12 protein-coding genes are annotated in these 12927 nt (G+C 65.0%); 4 read left to right on the plus strand and 8 right to left on the minus strand.

The annotated features are described in order from the left end of the window. Nucleotides 1-403: 403 nt before the first annotated feature. The 5 genes from AC1Q6P_RS07130 to AC1Q6P_RS07150 all read right to left on the minus strand — a co-directional run bounded on the left by AC1Q6P_RS07130 (nucleotide 404) and on the right by AC1Q6P_RS07150 (nucleotide 7656). Entirely contained in the window at nucleotides 404-3574 is a 3171-nt protein-coding gene (locus AC1Q6P_RS07130; protein WP_492665565.1) for an efflux RND transporter permease subunit, read from the minus strand. After that, complete coding sequence (locus AC1Q6P_RS07135) at nucleotides 3571-5226, minus strand: efflux RND transporter periplasmic adaptor subunit (protein ID WP_492665566.1); 1656 nt, start codon at nucleotides 5224-5226, stop codon at nucleotides 3571-3573. The genes AC1Q6P_RS07130 and AC1Q6P_RS07135 overlap by 4 nt, the downstream gene beginning before the upstream one ends. Next, nucleotides 5223-6542, minus strand: a complete 1320-nt coding sequence (locus AC1Q6P_RS07140; protein WP_492665567.1) for a TolC family protein — start codon at nucleotides 6540-6542, stop codon at nucleotides 5223-5225. Before AC1Q6P_RS07140 ends, AC1Q6P_RS07135 begins: the two co-directional genes overlap by 4 nt. Nucleotides 6543-6678: 136 nt before the next feature. Then, on the minus strand, nucleotides 6679-7194 hold the full coding sequence (locus AC1Q6P_RS07145; RefSeq protein WP_492665568.1) for a hypothetical protein: 516 nt from the start codon (nucleotides 7192-7194) through the stop codon (nucleotides 6679-6681). A gap of 120 nt (nucleotides 7195-7314) precedes the next feature. Beyond that, nucleotides 7315-7656: a flagellar basal body-associated FliL family protein gene (locus AC1Q6P_RS07150; protein ID WP_492665569.1), complete on the minus strand. Its 342-nt coding sequence runs from the start codon at nucleotides 7654-7656 to the stop codon at nucleotides 7315-7317. 163 nt (nucleotides 7657-7819) lie between these two features. On the opposite strand from AC1Q6P_RS07150, the gene AC1Q6P_RS07155 reads away from it, so the two are divergent. Beyond that, nucleotides 7820-8494: a heavy metal response regulator transcription factor gene (locus AC1Q6P_RS07155; RefSeq protein WP_492665570.1), complete on the plus strand. Its 675-nt coding sequence runs from the start codon at nucleotides 7820-7822 to the stop codon at nucleotides 8492-8494. Next, on the plus strand, nucleotides 8491-9918 hold the full coding sequence (locus AC1Q6P_RS07160) for a heavy metal sensor histidine kinase (protein ID WP_492665571.1): 1428 nt from the start codon (nucleotides 8491-8493) through the stop codon (nucleotides 9916-9918). Before AC1Q6P_RS07155 ends, AC1Q6P_RS07160 begins: the two co-directional genes overlap by 4 nt. 10 nt (nucleotides 9919-9928) lie before the next feature. Here the strand turns inward: AC1Q6P_RS07160 and AC1Q6P_RS07165 are convergent, their stop codons facing one another. Next, entirely contained in the window at nucleotides 9929-10252 is a 324-nt protein-coding gene (locus tag AC1Q6P_RS07165; protein ID WP_492665572.1) for a copper-binding protein, read from the minus strand. A 366-nt stretch (nucleotides 10253-10618) separates the two neighbouring features. Between AC1Q6P_RS07165 and AC1Q6P_RS07170 the strand changes: the two genes are divergently transcribed. Further along, nucleotides 10619-10933 (plus strand): hypothetical protein, encoded by a 315-nt coding sequence (locus AC1Q6P_RS07170; RefSeq protein ID WP_492665573.1) that lies wholly within the window; start codon nucleotides 10619-10621, stop codon nucleotides 10931-10933. 260 nt (nucleotides 10934-11193) lie between these two features. After that, nucleotides 11194-11487, plus strand: coding sequence for a CopK family periplasmic copper-binding protein (locus AC1Q6P_RS07175; protein ID WP_316643024.1), 294 nt, complete (start codon nucleotides 11194-11196; stop codon nucleotides 11485-11487). Between the two features lie 164 nt (nucleotides 11488-11651). On the opposite strand, the gene AC1Q6P_RS07180 is transcribed toward AC1Q6P_RS07175, so the two are convergent. Both AC1Q6P_RS07180 and AC1Q6P_RS07185 read right to left on the minus strand, forming a co-directional pair. Continuing rightward, a protein-coding gene (locus tag AC1Q6P_RS07180) for an IS5 family transposase (RefSeq protein WP_492665574.1) occupies nucleotides 11652-12450 on the minus strand; the annotation gives its coding sequence in 2 pieces (ribosomal slippage) (nucleotides 11652-12185 and nucleotides 12187-12450; 798 coding nt in all). 135 nt (nucleotides 12451-12585) lie between these two features. Next, nucleotides 12586-12927, minus strand: coding sequence for a hypothetical protein (locus tag AC1Q6P_RS07185; RefSeq protein WP_492665575.1), 342 nt, complete (start codon nucleotides 12925-12927; stop codon nucleotides 12586-12588).

Genomic DNA, 12927 nt, shown 5'->3' on the forward strand with positions numbered 1-12927 from the left:
GGTTGATCTCGCGGGACTCGAACGCGCGTGGGGCGCTGCTTCGATTGATCAATCCAGCCACCGACAGAAGGCGATACACGCGCACGGGCGTGGAGGACCGGCTGCGAGGGCCGCGGAACCGAGGGATGACGGCGGCACTGCATCGTGTACGCAGAGGACGGGATTGCCCTGCCGCCCAGGCTCCTCGTATGGCCCCTGGTCGATGGGTAGGGGGGCGACGTAGCAACGGGCGCAGGGCATGGAGTCCAGGATCTGCTGGAGCGGAGTCGATGTTGCGGGTATCGGCGACACCAACCTCGTGGCCTGCCCATCCGGCAGCGGCGGGACCATCGCCCGGACTCCGCCCGCCGCGAGCGTCAGACACAGCCAGGCGCCAATGCACGCGAGCAGCCGCCAATGTTGCTCAGACCGGCGCACGACGCCTCCTCCAGAACGCAGGCCCTGGGGCCTGCCGCTCGCGCGCGCGGCGCATCAGCAAGTAAGCCGCCGGAATCACGAACATGGACAGCAGCGGCGCCGTGATCATGCCGCCGACCATCGGCGCGGCGATGCGCTGCATCACCTCCGAACCGGTGCCGGTGCCCCACATGATCGGGAACAGGCCGGCCAGGATCACCGCCACCGTCATCGCCTTGGGGCGAACCCGCAGCACGGCGCCTTCGCGGATGGCGTCGAGCAGATCGGCGTTGCTTGTCTTGCCTTGCGCGAGGCGCGCGTCCCAGGCCTGCTTCAGATACAGCAGCATGATCACGCCGAACTCGGCCGACACGCCCGCCAGTGCAATGAACCCCACCGCCCCGGCGACCGACAGGTTGTAGCTCAGCAGGTAGAGCAGCCAGATGCCTCCCACCAACGCGAAGGGCAAGGTCGCCATGATCAGCAACGCCTCGTCGAAGCGCTTGAAGGTCAGGTACAGCAGCACGAAGATGATCAGCAGCGTGAATGGCACCACCACCTTCAGCTTTGCGGTCGCGCGCTCCAGGAATTCGAACTGCCCCGACCATGAGATCGAGTAGCCCGGCGGCAGCTGCACCTTCTCGCCGACGACGCGCTGCATATCCTGCACCGCAGACCTCAGGTCGCGGCCGCGAATGTCCACATACACCCAGCCCGACAGGCGCGCGTTCTCGCTGCGCAGCATCGGCGGACCGTCGGTGATGCGGATGTCGGCCACGTCGGACAGCACGAGCCGCGCACCGCGCTCGCTGACGATGGGCAGCTTGCGCAGCTTATCGAGCGAGTCGCGTGTCTCCCTGGGGTAGCGGACATTGATCGGGAAGCGCTGCAGACCCTCGACCGTCTCGCCGACGTTGTCGCCGCCCACCGCCGAGCTGATGACGGACTGCACGTCGGCGATGTTCATGCCGAAGCGCGCGGCGGCATCGCGGTTGATGGTCACGTCCACGTAGCGCCCGCCGGTGAGGCGTTCGGCGAGTGCGCTGCTGACGCCGGGCACGTCCTTCAACGCTTTCTCGATCTCGCCAGCCACGCGGTCGATCACACTCAAGTCGGTTCCCGCGACCTTGACGCCCACCGGGCTCTTGATGCCGGTGGCCAGCATGTCGATGCGGTTGCGGATCGGCGGCACCCAGATGTTGGCCAGGCCAGGCACCTTGACGATGCGGTCAAGCTCATCGACCAGCTTGTCCTGCGTCATGCCGGCTCGCCACTGGCTCTTGGGCTTGAATTGGATCGTGGTCTCGAACATTTCCAGTGGCGCCGGGTCGGTGGCCGTCTCGGCCCGACCGGCCTTGCCGTAGACGCTGGCGACCTCGGGCACGGTCTTGATCAGGCGGTCCGTCTGCTGCAGCAGCTCGGCGGCCTTGCCCGCACTCAGCCCCGGCAGCGCCGACGGCATGTACAGCAGGTCGCCCTCGTCGAGCCGCGGCATGAATTCGCCGCCGATGTGCTGCAGCGGCCAGAGGCTTGCCAGCAAGACGAGCGCGGCAGCGGCCAGCGTGAGCTTGGGCGCCCGCAGCACGGCGTTCAGCAGCGGGCGGTAGACCGCGATCAGGAAGCGATTCAGCGGGTTGGTTTTCTCGTCCGGGATGCGCCCCCGGATCAGGTAGCCCATCAGCACCGGGATCAGCGTGGCTGACAGTCCAGCGGCCGCCGCCATCGCATAGGTCTTGGTGAAGGCCAGCGGGGAGAACAAACGGCCCTCCTGCGCCTCCAGCGTGAAGACCGGGATGAAGGACAGCGTGATGATCAGCAGCGAGAAGAATAGCGCCGGCCCGACCTCGGCCGCCGAATCGCCGATCACTCTCCAGCGCTCTTCGCCTTCGAGTTTTTGGTCCGGATGATCGTGGCTCCAATGTTCGAGATGCTTGTGGGCGTTTTCGATCATCACGACCGCTGCGTCCACCATCGCACCGATCGCGATCGCAATGCCGCCCAGCGACATGATGTTGGCGTTGACACCCTGATAGTGCATCACGATGAAGGCCATCAGGATGCCCAGCGGCAGCGAGACGATGGCGACGAAGGCCGAGCGCAGGTGGAACAGGAAGACAAAGCACACCACCGCGACGACGATGAATTCTTCGAGCAGCTTGAAGCCGAGGTTCTCCACCGCGCGCTCGATCAGGCCCGAGCGGTCGTAGGTCGGCACGATCTCGACCCCCTTGGGCAGGCTGCCTTGCAGTTGCTGCAGCTTGGCCTTCACGGCGGCGATCGTTTCCAGCGCGTTCTTGCCCGAGCGCATCACGATCACGCCGCCGGCGGCTTCGCCCTCGCCATCGAGCTCACCGATGCCACGACGCATCTCGGGGCCGACCTGGATGCGTGCCACGTCGCCCAGCCGCACCGACACGCCAGCGTCGGTGCTCACCAGAGGGATTTTGCGGAAATCGTCGAGCGACTGGAGATAGCCGGAGGCGCGCACCATGTATTCGGCCTCGCCGAGCTCGAGCACCGAGCCACCGCTCTCCTGATTGGACCTGCGGATCGCCTCGACGACCTTGGTGTGCGGTATCGCGTAGGCCGCGAGCCTGTCCGGGTCGAGCAAGACTTGGTACTGGCGCACCATGCCGCCCACGGTGGCCACCTCGGCGACGTTGGCCACGGTCTTCAGCTCGTACTTGAGGAACCAGTCCTGCAGCGCACGCAGCTGGCCCGCATCCATCTTGCCGCTGCGATCGATCAGCGCATACTGATAAATCCAGCCCACGCCGGTGGCGTCCGGTCCCAGCGAAGCCGTCGCGCCGGGCGGCAGCCGCGCCTGCACCTGGTTCAGGTATTCCAGCACCCGCGAGCGCGCCCAGTACAGGTCGGTCCCGTCCTCGAACAGCACGTAGACGAAGCTGTCGCCGAAGAACGAGTAGCCGCGCACCGTCTTCGCCCCCGGCACCGACAGCATCGTCGTCGTCAGCGGGTAGGTGATCTGATTCTCGACGATGCGCGGTGCCTGGCCCGGATAGGTGGTGCGGATGATGACCTGCACGTCCGACAGGTCGGGCAGCGCATCCAGCGGCGTGCGCAGCAGGGCGTAGACGCCCCAGGCGCTGATCATCAGCGTGGCCAGCAACACCAGGAAGCGATTGACGATCGACCAGCGGATCAGCTTGGCAATCATGGCTTGCTCCCGGAAGCGACGGGGGCCGAGGCCTTGGGCACCGGGTTCTGCAGTGTCATGCGGGTGAGCTGCGGCTGGTTTTCGGCATCCATGTAGAACTCGAAGTCCACCCGGTCACCGACGTCGATGCCGCGCGGCAGACCGGAAGGGCTGTTCTTGGGCAGCTTGAAGTCCATGGTCATCGCGCCCCACTTGAGGGATGCGATCGGGCCGTGCGACAGCGTGACCCCGTCGCGCCCGACCGCTTCGATCTTGGCTTCGCCGGTATGCCGCTGGGCTGTGTTGGCCGTGTCCGGTTTGGGCTCCACATTCAGGCGTGCTTCGACGCCCTTCAGGCTGGCCTCCGAATCGATCAGGAACTGCGAGGACACCACCACGCGCTGGCCGGCCTGGAGGCCGCGCTTGACCTCGGTCTGGCCACCCGTCTCGATGCCGATTTCGACCTCGACCGGGCGGAAGCGCCCGCTCGTGCCATCCCCCTCGGCCAGCATCACGACCGTGCGCTTGCCGGTCTGGATCACCGCCTCCGTCGGGATCAGCAGCGCCTTGCCGGCGCGCATGTCCATGAATTGCATCTGCACGAACATGCCCGGCGCCAGCATGCCTTGCGGGTTCGCGATTTCGAGCCGAGCCTTCAGTGTCCGCGTGGTCGCATTGACCTCGGGCAGGATCGCTTGGACCTTGCCGTCGAAGAGGGCTCCCGGTGCGGCGGGGCTGCGTGCCTGGACCTTGGCGCCGACCCGCAGCAGCGCGGATTGGCTTTCCGGCACCTCGGCATTGGCCCAGACGGTGGCGAGGCCATTGATGCGGAACAGCGTTGCGCCGGACATCATCGTCATGCCCTCACGCGCCGTCAGTTCCGTGATGACCCCGCCGATCGGCGCAAGCAGGGTGATGCGCGGCTGCGTGCGGCCGGTGCTTTCCACGAGCGTTATCTGGGCTTCGCTCATGCCGACCTGGCGCATGCGCTGGCGGGCGCCATCGATGAGCCCGGCGAGCTCGGTGCCCTGCATCCGCCGCACCGACAGAAACTCCTCCTGCGCCGCAATCCAGTCCGGCACGTACATCTCGGCCAGCGCCTGCCCCTTGGCGACACGGTCCAGCGTGGCGCGCACGTGAAGGCGTTCGACATAGCCGGTTGCGCGCGCCTGCACGATGACTTGGTCGCGTTCGTTGAAGGCGATGCTGCCCACCGCCGCCACCTGCGGTGCCAGCGTTCCCTCGACCACCGGCGCGGTGCGGATGCCCAGGTTCTGCTGAATGCGAGGGCTGACCGTGACCTTACTGCCGTCGTTGTCGCCATCGGCGTAGACCGGCGACATCATCATGTCCATGAACGGGGACTTGGCCGGCTTGTCGAACTTGTTCGCCGGCACCATGGGGTCGTGGTAGTAGAGGATCTTCCTGCCTGTGGCCGGGTCGGTGTCCCCGGCCTTCAGGCCCGCTGCGATGTGCCGGCGCGTGGCGTCTTCGCCTGACTCATTGGAGGGAGTTCCGCCGGGCGCGGCCACCGACGCAGCGCCGCCTTGCTCGGGCGCGGTCCCCGAGGCCATGCCCACGCCACGATGCATGCCCATGGTGTAGAGGCCGTAGCCAGCGGCGCCGAGTACCGCCGCGGCGACCAGCCCGGCCAGGAGGGGTTTGAGTTTCATCGTTGTTGCTCCTTGGCGGCAGTCGGGCGGCCCGACGCGGACGCCTGGTGTTCGGTCGGAATCAGATATTCAAGCTGTGCCCACAGTCCCGCGGTCTCCATCTCCAGGCGCAGGCGCTCCATGCGGGTATCGATCTCCATGCGCCGCGCTTCCAGAACGGAGGTGAGCGGAGCGCCTCCGCCCCGATAGGCGGCGATCGCTGCACGGGTGCGGTCGGAAGCGAGCGGGATCAGCGCGCTGTCGTACTGCGCCATGCGATCCCGGTTGCTCTGCCACTGCTGCAGCCAACTGCGGGTTTCGGCAAGGTGCTCGCGCGTGACTTCCTCGCGCTGGGCGCGCATCTGCTCGGCGGTCGCCAGCTTGGCCGTCAACTCGCGATCCTGGCGGTTCTTCTGGTCCCATTGCAGCGGGATCGAAACGTTCACCGACACCATGTTTGAATAGGCCGAACCGCGCTGGCTGAGCATCAGCTCGACGCTCCAGTCCGAGCGCTTGTTGCTCCGTGCGATGTCGGCGTCCGCAAGCACCATGGCTTCCTGCCTGGCCATGAGCGCGATCTGGGGGTGGTGGTCGAGTTGGGTCGCCAGGCTGGCGGCATCCAGGCGCATCGAGGCCAGATCGGGCGGCAGCCCAAGCGCTTGCTCGGCAGCGTCCCCGACCCAGCGCGCGAGCCGGGTCTTCGCGGTGGCGATCTGGCGCTCGGCCAGGCGGAGGCGATCATCGACCTGCGCCACGGCCGAACGCGCGGCGAACACGTCGGCCTGCGAGCCTCGCCCTCCGCGATAGGCGGCCTCGGCCGCCTCGATCTGCAGTGTGGTCTCGGCGCGCTGCGCGTGCAGCAGCTCACGCATACGCTCCTGGTAGTGGCGGTCGAACCAGGCCAGGGCGGTATCGCGGCGCAGATTGGCCAGCGCCAGCGTCCGGCTGGCTTCGGCCGTTTCTGCCTCACGGGTGAAACGAGCCGATCGGGCCTTGCGCTTGTCGTCGCGCGTGAGCTCTTGCATCACGCCAATCGAGCGCATGGTCATGAAGTCGCGCGTCAGGCTGAAACGGTCGGCCCCATTGATCGGCAGGTTGTTGATGCCGGCCTTCAGCGTCGGATCGGGCAACTGACCTGCGGCAACGGCCATTTCGCGCGCCGCCGTGGCCGCCAAGTCTTCTGCCGGTAACTGCCTTGACCTCTGCTGGGCAAGGCGCAACGCCTCGTCAAGGGTCAGCAGGGGCTGGGCATGGGTATTCATGCCGATGGCGGCCGCGCACAGGGTCAGGACAGCCGCCCAGCGACGCGGCGATGGCCGAGATGAAACAGTGAACATGGATTCTCCAGACAACGTACCGGGGCAGGTATCAGGCTCGCGTTACCGATGCGAACCAAGCTCGCAGGCGGAAGGCCAGCGCAAGCTATGCACCGAGACGACCTGGGCGGTCGTCAGTGCAACGTCGTTTGGAAGATCAGATTCGGTAGACGCAATGCAGCACGGTGTGCGGCGGGGAGGCCGCAACCAAGGCATCCAGCGCTTCGGCCGCCATGCAAGTTGGCGAAGCCACCTCAGGCGCCGACGGGATGGCGTAGAGCGCCGTCATCAGCACCACCGGCACGGTGATCGTTGGCGCGTGATCGCTTTGCTGGCCATAGTGGCAATGCTCGAAGCAGACCTTGCTCGGCGCCGCTTCGGTGGGCATGGCCATGTCGGCACAGTCCGAGGATGCCAGATCAGATTGCGCTTCAGGGGGCGCTTCGGTTGCCAGCATCGGCGTTTCGGCTTTCGCCGACATCCCCACCGCGGCAGCGGATGGCAACGTCTTCGAGCAGGCATGAGCGGTCACGGCCAGCTGCGACAGCAGCAGCGTGCCGATCATGATCCGCGCCAGCCAGCGCAGCAGACCCCGCGTCATGACCGCCTCGCCGGAACCGGCTGACAGCGAACCCGACCCGCTGCTGCGGTCGTGGCGACCGGAATCTCCCATGGCAAGCCACTGACGCTAGGTGCGCCGGTCAAACGCTTGCCTGAGAAATTGGGGGAGGCCATTCTTTCCAGTATATCGAAGCGAAATCGCACGTTGTCGGATTCAGCAGGTTTTCGGGCATCAGCGGCGCGTTTCGGTCGGGCCGTCATTGCCGGTCGTTGGCTTGACCGGATTCACTGGATTCAGGACACGCATATTCCCCTTCGGGTCGAGCCAATACTTGCGCGGCGCCGCTGGCGCGTTCGCGTCGATAGACTCATGGCTGGCCTGAACCGGGCGCAGCATCGTGTTCGTCGCGCGATCGACCTTGACGTAGCCGAGCTTGGGGTGCAGCCAGTAGTAGCTGGTGCTGGTCGCGTCCGAAGCCTCGGCCTGCGCGTTGGCCTGCGCGCTTGCCGGCGCGGAAACAAGCGCCGTTATAGCCAGGACAATGCTGGACAACAGGGCAATTTTCTTGTTCATGACGATTCCTTCTGAAGTGGATACGCAGGACCTGGCGGAATGCCGGATTCGGCTCATGGGGTGGCGTGATGGGTTTATTCTTGATTTCGGGGCCAGCGGTGGTGCTGACCACTTCATTACGGTTTCGTAAGTATTCAAGCCCCGCATCGAGGCCCTCATCAGCATGAAACTCCTGATCGTCGAAGACGAGACACGCGCCGCGGCCTACCTCTCACAGGGCCTGAGCGAACACGGCTATACGGTCGAGCTGGCCCACACCGGCCCCGACGGGCTGCACGCGGCCGCCACCGGCGACCACGACCTCGTCATCCTGGACGTGATGCTGCCGGGGGTGGACGGCTTCGCGGTGCTGTCCGCCCTGCGCACCTCCAAGCAAACCCCGGTGCTCATGCTCACCGCGCGCGGCCGCACCGACGACAAGGTGAAAGGCTTCGAGCTGGGGGCCGACGACTACCTGGTCAAGCCTTTCGAGTTCCCGGAGCTGCTGGCCCGGGTGCGGGCCTTGCTCAAGCGCGGAAACCGATCACCCGAGGTCGAGGACCTGCGGATCGGCGACCTGGAGATCGATCCGGTGAAACACCGCGCCTTGCGCGCCGGCCAGCGCATCGACCTGTCGGCCAAGGAGTTCGCCCTGCTGGTGCTGCTGGTGCGCAAGACCGGCCAGGTGCTGTCGCGCACGCAGATCGCGTCCATGGTCTGGGACATCAATTTCGATTCCGACACCAATGTGGTCGAGGTCGCTATCCGGCGCCTGCGGGCCAAAGTAGACGATCCGTTCGAGGAAAAGCTGATCCACACCGTGCGCGGCGTGGGCTATGTGCTGGAGCGGCGGGCATGACATCGCACAGCCTGGCGTTGCGGCTGGGCCTGGCGGTCACCGTGCTCGGGCTGCTGCTGGCGGCCGGCGTGTTGTTGTTCACCTACGGCGTGCTCGAGCACGAACTCGACACCCAGCGCCGCGTCGTGCTGCGCGACAAAGCCGATCAGGCACGTCTGCTGCTCGCCGACATGCAGGACGCCACTGCGGTGCGCGCCAACGCTTTTCGGCTGGTGGAACTCGTCACCGGCCACGCCGAACTCCACCTGGCGGTGGGTGAACCCAACTCGACCCAGGCTTATGTCGCGTTCAGCCGCGACGCGATGGCCTCGCTGGAGCGCTTGAAGAGCGACGTGTTCGACACGGATGCCTTTCTCGAGTGGCGCGTCCCGGAGGACGGCAGGCGAATGTTGTCCATTGCCGCGGCCGCCGAAACCCGCGACGCCCGTCCGCTGGAGATCGTCGTCACGGTGGATCGAAGCGAGGACCAGCGCCTGCTGCGCAGCCTGCTCGTGACCTCCGCAACCGTCGCGCCTTTCGCTCTGGCCCTGGTGCTGGGCAGCGCAACCCTCATCGTCAGCCTGGGGCTTCGACCCTTGAAGCGGCTGCGCACGACCGCTGCGGCCATCTCGACCCAATCTTTGTCGACGCGGCTCGATCTGGGGCAGATGCCCGAGGAACTCCGCGCCGTGGGCGCGGCCTTCAACGCGATGTTGGACCGGCTCGACGATGGGGTGACGCGCCTGGGACAGTTTTCGAGCGACCTGGCGCACGAAATGCGCACCCCGCTGGCCACCTTGTTGGGGCGGACGCAGGTGGCGCTGTCCCAGCCACGCACCAGGGAGCAACTGCTCGACGTGCTCGAAGGCAACGTCGATGAGCTGCAGCGCATGTCCCGACTCGTCAGCGACATGCTGTTCCTGGCGCAGGCGGAGCATGCCGAGAGTTCCGTGCAGGCGAGTCCGCTGGCTCTGCACGACGCGGCCGCGAAGGTGGTCGACTACCTGGAGCCGCTAGCGGAGGAGCGCGATGTCGCTGTCGTCGTGCGCGGCACCGGGACGATTCTTGCCGACCCGGGACAGGTCGAGCGTGCGATCACGAACCTGCTGTCCAACGCGCTCCGCCATTGCAGGCCGGGGACCGAGGTGATGGTGGTCATCGAGGATCGCGGGCAGGCAGTTTGTCTGGATGTGGTGAATCAGGGCGCGCCGATCGCGCCGGAACACCTCACGCGACTGTTCGACCGGTTCTACCGTGTCGACGGTTCGCGAGCCCGTGATCTCGGTGGCTCCGGACTCGGCCTGGCGATCGTAGCGACGATCATGAAGCTGCATGGCGGGCGCGTGGAGGCGAGTTGCACGCCGGCCGGGGAAACGCGCTTCACGCTGCATTTTCCAGTGGCGCGGGCTGCCAACCGGGACCGAGGCGAGGCCTCACCGGGCTGACGGGCAGCGCTCAGCGGGGAGCCAACTGGGTCACGGTGAAGTGATTTTCGGCTCGAACGACCTTGAACCTGATGGCGTCGCCCGGCTTGACATTGGCCAGCATCGCTGAATCGGCCGCTCGAAACACCATCGTCATTGCGGGCATGCCGAGCGCCTGGATGGCGCCGTGCTTCAAGGTCACCCGCCCCCGCTCAACGTCGACGCTGATCACAATCCCTTCAGCATCGCCGACCACTTGCCCCATCGCGGCGACCCGTCCACTTGGCGCCGATGCCATATCCGCAGCCTTCGATGGCGCAGCTTGCAGAAAAAGTATCAGCACTATCAGTTGCAACACCGGTTCCGTACCTTCATCCAGAGCCCTTGAACATGGGCTGGCAGCCCACCTGCAACAGCGTTGTAGGAGTCTCGACCGCCACAGCCTTCGAATGGCTGGCGGATGGATTACGGTTTTGAAAGGCCGTCCCCGCGTCCGATGATCCGGCCGGGACAAATCTTTCAAATCTGTAATGAACCTGCTCGCATGGGGTCAGCGTCTGCCTTGCAGTCTACTTCTCAGGGCCTCCCGCTGAACCCAGAGGCGCGAGACGTTGCCTCAGGTATTGAGCGTGAGCGGTGTGCCTTGCATAGCACCGGAGGCCCAAGGGCACTCTCGGCGGACCAAGTCGCCTGGAGGATTCTCGGTACCGAGGAGAACATCATGACAAGGTTCCTGATCAAACTTGCCGGCGGCCTGACCCTGGGCGTCCTCCTGTCCGCGTGCGCTGGTCCAGACCTCATGGCTCTGGACCGCGATCACAAGGGCCAGCTGGCAACCCAGGCGCAGACTCAGCCCCAACGCGACTTCTATGCCAACTTGCCACCCACTGCGGCCAGTTCACCCAAGTGCCCTCAGCAGGCGCCGGTGATGGGCTTGGATCACGGCCCACGGGCGCAGACGACGCCCTATCAGAATCAGTTGCGCAGGGATCGCTATGCGGCGCAGATGAGCGCCTGCATGGATGCGAAGAAATGAGCATCCGCGGGCGGTCCGCGCTGCTGGCATCGGCGTCGCTAGCTGTCTTTTGGGGAAGGCGCGCCCTCCGCTTGGTCATTGGTCGCTTTGACTCAGTGCGGCAGCCGCTGATCGAAATCTTCACAACGCTTTGAGCGTTACGGCATACATGACAAATTTGTAATACTGCCGATGGCTTGGTGACGACGCCCCATTCCTAGAGTTCAGCTGTGCCCACCAGCACAACGTCAATCCACAGGACTCAATGGAAGGGGAAGATTATGAAATCACTCGCCACTGCAATCGCGCTCACGGCTGCCCTCGTCGGCGCTGCCGCGCCTGTCTTTGCGCGCGATGCGCTCGATCGTGCGGTCAAGGCCACCGTAGAACTCCGGGACGGCTCCACCCTCTACATCTTCAAGGATGGAAAGATGGCCAAGGAGGATGCTTACGGGCACGCCGTAACCCTCAAGCCCGGCGAAGTTCTGACTGCCAAGGACGGCCAGCAGATCAAAGCGGTCGGCAACGAAAGCGCGCGGCTCGACGGACTGCTCAACGATGGTCACCGCGGCTGATGCCTCGAATTCTTCCACTGGGACGGCGCTGAGCGGAACACCCTGCCTGATCCCTGATGATTGGTCGTGGGCACATCCCTCGTCAGAGTTGGTAGATCCACTGTACTTTCAGACCATTCACGCGAGCAAGGCGGAAGAGCACTACTCCGCCCCTAAGAGCGTGTTTACGATCTCCTGAGTATCAGAGCCAAGAAGGCCAAGTGGACGAACTGCAGGCTGCTGTTGAGCAGGCGCTCGCAGTTCTTCCACAGCCGCCTGTTCTTGTCCAGCCAGGCGAAGCTGCGCTCGACGATCCAGCGCTTGGGCATGACCTTGAAGGTATGCAGTTCGCTGCGTTTGGCGATCTGCACCGTCACAGGCTCACCCAGTAGCTCGCGCACGCCCTGCGCGAAGGGCTTGCCGACATAGCCTGCATCGGCCAGCAAGCGTTGTACTTGCGTCAGAGATGGCTTGCAACGCTTGAGCGTCTGCAAAGCGCCTTTGCGATCCGTGACCTCGGCGGTGGTAACTGCCACCGCATGCGGCAATCCCTGGGTATCCACCGCAATGTGCCGCTTGATCCCCGAGACCTTCTTGCCCGCGTCATAGCCCTTGCACGCTGCCGTGTCTGTGTTCTTCACGCTCTGCGCGTCGATGATCAAGAACGCGCTGCAGGGCTTGCGCCCCAGTTTCTCGCGGGCCGCGCCAACCTGATTTTTTGAGTGCCTGCTCCAGCACGCTCACACCGTGCTGGTCGGGCTCGCTCCATTTGGCAAAGTAGGCATATACCGTCTGCCATTTGGGCCAATCACTGGGCAGGAATCTCCACTGGCAGCCTGTCCTCAGCACGTACAGCACGGCACAGAACACTTCGTACAGGTCCACCGTCGTGGGCTTGGTGCATCGACGCACGCTGCGTAGCAGCGGCTCTATCTCTGCAAACTTCTCGCGGCTGATATCGCTGGCGTAGGGCTTTCTTCTCACCCGCCTATTGTCGTTGCCTCAAAGATCGTAAACGCGCTCTAAGACAATGGCGGAGGCAATCCCAGTTCGGAGGCTCTGGAGAGCGCCGGCCTGTGGCGACCTCGGCCCGGCTCAGCATGGCAGAGGAAGCGGCGACTATTTTTGTACGGTCAGCGTCAACTGGCTCGCCTTGTCTGTCTTGTTGGCCCACATCCAGCAATAGTGCTGATCCGCCGGCACGGCCAGCTTGCCTTCGGCGACGAGCGCCCCATCGACCTTGGCCGGGAATTCCACTTTCTTGCCCTCGTGATAGTGGATGTTGAAGTTCATGGGGGTCTCGGCCTTGAAGACCCAGGCAATCGTCTGGCCCTTCGTCAACTGGCTGCAGATCTCGGCAAACTTGCCCGGCTCGACGGTCGTCGCTTTTTCGAAGCGGCCGTTGGTATCCCATTGGATGTCGATCAGCTCGGCATGGGCGCTGGCGGCGCCCAGAAGCAT

This window comes from Roseateles sp. GW835-FHT13E02 (assembly GCF_058794035.1).

What these genes read in the sequence shown, in the direction of transcription:
- AC1Q6P_RS07130 (WP_492665565.1), bottom strand. Translation starts at nt 3,574, where the DNA reads ATGATTGCCAAGCTGATCCGCTGGTCGATCGTCAATCGCTTCCTGGTG.
- AC1Q6P_RS07155 (WP_492665570.1), top strand. Translation starts at nt 7,820, where the DNA reads ATGAAACTCCTGATCGTCGAAGACGAGACACGCGCCGCGGCCTACCTC.
- AC1Q6P_RS07145 (WP_492665568.1), bottom strand. Translation starts at nt 7,194, where the DNA reads ATGGGAGATTCCGGTCGCCACGACCGCAGCAGCGGGTCGGGTTCGCTG.
- AC1Q6P_RS07135 (WP_492665566.1), bottom strand. Translation starts at nt 5,226, where the DNA reads ATGAAACTCAAACCCCTCCTGGCCGGGCTGGTCGCCGCGGCGGTACTC.
- AC1Q6P_RS07150 (WP_492665569.1), bottom strand. Translation starts at nt 7,656, where the DNA reads ATGAACAAGAAAATTGCCCTGTTGTCCAGCATTGTCCTGGCTATAACG.
- AC1Q6P_RS07140 (WP_492665567.1), bottom strand. Translation starts at nt 6,542, where the DNA reads ATGTTCACTGTTTCATCTCGGCCATCGCCGCGTCGCTGGGCGGCTGTC.
- AC1Q6P_RS07160 (WP_492665571.1), top strand. Translation starts at nt 8,491, where the DNA reads ATGACATCGCACAGCCTGGCGTTGCGGCTGGGCCTGGCGGTCACCGTG.
- AC1Q6P_RS07175 (WP_316643024.1), top strand. Translation starts at nt 11,194, where the DNA reads ATGAAATCACTCGCCACTGCAATCGCGCTCACGGCTGCCCTCGTCGGC.
- AC1Q6P_RS07170 (WP_492665573.1), top strand. Translation starts at nt 10,619, where the DNA reads ATGACAAGGTTCCTGATCAAACTTGCCGGCGGCCTGACCCTGGGCGTC.
- AC1Q6P_RS07185 (WP_492665575.1), bottom strand. Translation starts at nt 12,927, where the DNA reads ATGCTTCTGGGCGCCGCCAGCGCCCATGCCGAGCTGATCGACATCCAA.